Source organism: Pedobacter sp., assembly GCF_035317785.1.
In the GTDB taxonomy this organism is placed as follows: Bacteria; Bacteroidota; Bacteroidia; order Sphingobacteriales; family Sphingobacteriaceae; genus Pedobacter.
This window is the reverse complement of record NZ_DATHGC010000116.1, coordinates 1-3,786: the sequence shown is the minus strand read 5'-3', so window position 1 is coordinate 3,786 and position 3,786 is coordinate 1. Positions and strand designations below refer to the sequence as shown.

Here is a 3,786-nt window from a genome sequence, read left to right as displayed (position 1 = left end):
TTCATGGCGCCGTTCAGCTGGTTATGTTGCAGGGCCAGATCATACCTGAAGGTCTGGTCACCACCTTCCATTTTCAGGTTGTGGATCTGATCAAGCTGCGTACGCAACGGTATCGACAGCCAGTCGGTATTTACTCCCTTGGCCACCTGCCCAAGCACCTGGTTGTAATATTGCTGCAATCCGATATTGGCCTCCGGCGTTTTGGTTGAACTTTCATAATAACCCGACAAACGCTCCAGTTCCAGTTTATCCGCGGAATTCAGCAGATTGTAGCTGCTCAGGTCCGGGACACTCAGGTTTACACCTGCCCTGTAACTCAGCCTCAGTTTTCCGGCTACAGGCTCCTTGGTCTTGATCACCACAATACCATTGGCACCGCGTGAACCATACAGAGCAGTCGCAGAACCATCCTTCAATAAAGTAATCGACTCGATCTCATTATTATCCAGGTCCATCATCCGCTGCAGCGTAGTCTCAAATCCATCCAGGATAATGAGCGGCGTATTGAGTGTAGCTGCCGTCTGGTCCTGGAGCTGGTCGATATTGGGCAGGCTTCTGGCCCCCCTGATCTGTATGTCCGGTATTTTATTCGGATCAGAACCCGACGCATTGTTGGGAACCATATAAAAGGAAGGATCTATATTACCCAGGGTCAGGAAGATGTTCCGACCCTGAAACTGCTTCAGTTCCTTTTCCGTTATGGTACGCACCGCACCGGTATAGCTTTCCTTAGGTTTGTTAAATATACCCGTCACGACCACATCATTCATTTTATTTTCTGCGATCTCCATTCTGACAGTAATGCTGGACTGATTTTTTTTGATCCTGACTTCCTGGGTTTGATAGCCCAGGTAAGTAATGACCAGTATAGCCTTTTCATCTACCCCGGTTAAAGTGACCAGGCCGCCGGGACCCGCGACAACCCTGCGGTTGGTCCCCTTAACGGTAACCGTTGCACCTGTCAAAGCAGTACCCTCTTCATTGAGCACAATTACATTGACATCAATAAAGGCACCAAACGCCACAGTCAGGGTAGTAAGTTCCTTCTCCTTAAGCATCACAACCTTATCATCGACTTTGTAAGTCAATGGCTGGTTGCCAAAGCAAATAGCCAGCACTTCATCCAGCGAGGCATCTTTTACATTAATGGTGACAGGATTTGCCTTTTTCAGCAATTTGTTGCTGTAAAAAAAATCGTATCCGCTCTGTTTCCTGATCTCATTGATGATCTGGTTCAGCGGGGCATTTTTTTCGCTGATGGTTATCCTTTGTGCAAATCCCATAGCCGAGACCTGCATTAGCGATGCTACTAATATAACGGTGGTTAATCGCATAATAAGCAATATTTTACGGAGATACCCTTCGGGCACACCAGTTTTCTTAGTATAAATTCTATACATTTGTTTTGGTTTGGTTTTTACAGCATGCCTCAGGCTTCGAATCTTTGGGCAGCTGCAATTAAACTTTGATAAATTAAATTATTAATAAATGCCAGACTTAGCCAGAGGTGCCTGCAAGCACTTCTGGTTTTTTTTAGCTGTATTTTAAGTTAGCTTCCCTTTCGTAAATGTCTTTTCATGTTTTGTGGTTTAAATTGTTTGCGGTTTAAATATTAATATGCTGTTGATTGTTATTTCGTAACATAAACTTTTCTTCCTTCAACTTTAAAATGAACATCACCATTAAACTCAATGATCTTCAGTATGGCTGAAATTTTTCTGGCTCTTGAAATCTTACCGGAATAGGTCAGATCCGCATCAGGTTTCATTTGATAAACGACCTCCACACCGTACCAGCGCGATATCTTATTCATAATGCTCTCCAGGCTTTCGTTAAATTTAAAATAACCATTCTTCCAGGCTGCCACATCTTCGACGTCGACATCATCCACCACATTGAGCTTGTTTTTTGTCAGCTGCGCCTGTTGTCCGGGTACAAGCAGTTTCACAACATCTCCATAAGCGACCTTTACTGACCCTTGCAGCAAGGTTGTTTTCACTACTTTTTCGTCTTCATATGCGGTCACATTAAAATGTGTCCCCAGAACTTCCACCGTTTGCCCTCCGCTGCTTACTTTAAATGGCATCGCCTTATTGTGCGCCACCTCAAAATACCCTTCACCCCTAAGTTCCACCCTGCGTTCGTTTCCGGTAAACTTAAGCGGATACCGCAATGATGACCCTGAATTTAGCCAGACATGGGTCTTGTCAGGAAGGTCAACCTGGTATTCTCCTCCGACAGGAGTCTCAATAATATTATATTCATCAGCAGAAATATTTCCGCCAGTTTCAGAAACTTCATAAATGATCTGACCGTCTATGGTCTTCCTGATCCTGACACCGGATTGTTTTGCGATCGATCCATTCTGCGCGTCTGCCAGGTTGAGCCTTTGTCCGTTTGCCAGAATAAGCGTTGCCTTGTGGCCCCCGGGTTCAATATCCTGATTACCCGCTATTTCAACCTGTTTGTCTGTATTGACATACAACAACAATCCCGTACCAGAGATGACCAGCGCGACCGCAGCGGCAATGCTCCATTTTCTCCAAAACGGATAAGCGCCTGCGCCTTGTTTCGACCGCTTTATTTTTTTTTGTAACTGCGCAAAATTGGCTTCTGTGATCCGTTTCCGGGACCCTTCTCCCATCAGGATCAACATTTGTTTCAGATTTTCAACTTCCTGCTGATGTCCGGGATTTTCAATCAGCCATTTTTCCCAGTAGCGCACATCTTCGTCGTTGCGCTTGAAACAATAATTCAGAAAACTTTCCTGGTTTACCAGTTGTCCAATGTCTTTGTCTTGCATTAATTTATTAATATTTAGACAATAGAGCAGGAAATTTGAATTTTACCTATGAATTTTTCAAAAAAAATAAAATTAATAGAGAAAACAAGGAAACAGCAATAGCCAGGACACCCATATTGTCATTTCCAATCATTTTTTTTAGCTTTTCAACGGCATTATAGATGGTATTATAAGCCGTTTTTACGGTTACATGGTTACTTTCTGAAATTTCTTCGTAGGAAAGCCCTAAATAAAACTTCTGATAGATCATTTTAGCCTGGCTTTCCGAAAGCTTGCCGATATACATCTTTAAAGTTGAGCTGACCTGTTCAGTAGTATGTTCCCTGATGTGCTGTGCCTCCACAGAAGGATAGAGCGGCACATCAGGCAAACTCAGCAGGTCCAGGCTTTCTTCAGCGCTAAAATGTTCTTTTCGAAATAACTTGCGAAGAAAAGAAGTGATCAGGTAATTGTGGTGGTTCTTAATGTGATCAAGCCTCTGCTGGTTTTCGTACACATACAAAAAAAGATCATTGATACCATCCTTTGTTTTTTCAGTGCCGGCACCTTTTTTCAGACCTATATAGGTAAGATAGTCATGATAATGCGCATACAAATCATAAAAAGCAGCAGAATCTCCATTCTTAATGAATGTATCCCATTGCTTCTTTAAATCTTTCCCTTGTTTCAAGCTTTTTAATACCCCCCTTTGAATTTTAGCCTAAATTTAGACAGAAAATCATTCAATATTAAGTAATTATTTGATAATTAATAACAAACATACCGAAGATCGTGAGCTTTTGACAGAATACCCACAATTATTACCTAAAAAACATATTTTGTCATTCAGCATGCTGTTAGTTTAATTGTCGATTCCTAAAAGAGCTATACACTAAAAACAGTGTATGGAAACAAAAGAAACAGAATTCATTTTCACAGAAAGGACAAATAAGAACCAATGTTTTGATAAGCGTTTAATCAAATATATTGTAGCTCTTGCAGAA

Annotated in this window: 3 protein-coding genes; all 3 read right to left on the bottom strand. The window is 42.0% G+C overall.

Going from position 1 to position 3,786, the window contains the following annotated elements:
• On the bottom strand, window positions 1-1,400 hold a 1,400-nt coding region (locus tag VK541_RS07095), incomplete at its 3' end, for a SusC/RagA family TonB-linked outer membrane protein (protein ID WP_324368336.1).
• Between the two features lie 230 nt (window positions 1,401-1,630).
• Entirely contained in the window at window positions 1,631-2,803 is a 1,173-nt protein-coding gene (locus VK541_RS07090) for a FecR family protein (RefSeq protein WP_324368333.1), read from the bottom strand.
• 46 nt (window positions 2,804-2,849) lie between these two features.
• A complete protein-coding gene (locus VK541_RS07085; RefSeq protein ID WP_324368331.1) occupies window positions 2,850-3,473 on the bottom strand; it encodes a sigma-70 family RNA polymerase sigma factor in 624 nt (207 codons plus the stop codon).
• Window positions 3,474-3,786 lie beyond the last annotated feature (313 nt).

What these genes read in the sequence shown, in the direction of transcription:
- VK541_RS07090 (WP_324368333.1), bottom strand. Translation starts at nt 2,803, where the DNA reads ATGCAAGACAAAGACATTGGACAACTGGTAAACCAGGAAAGTTTTCTG.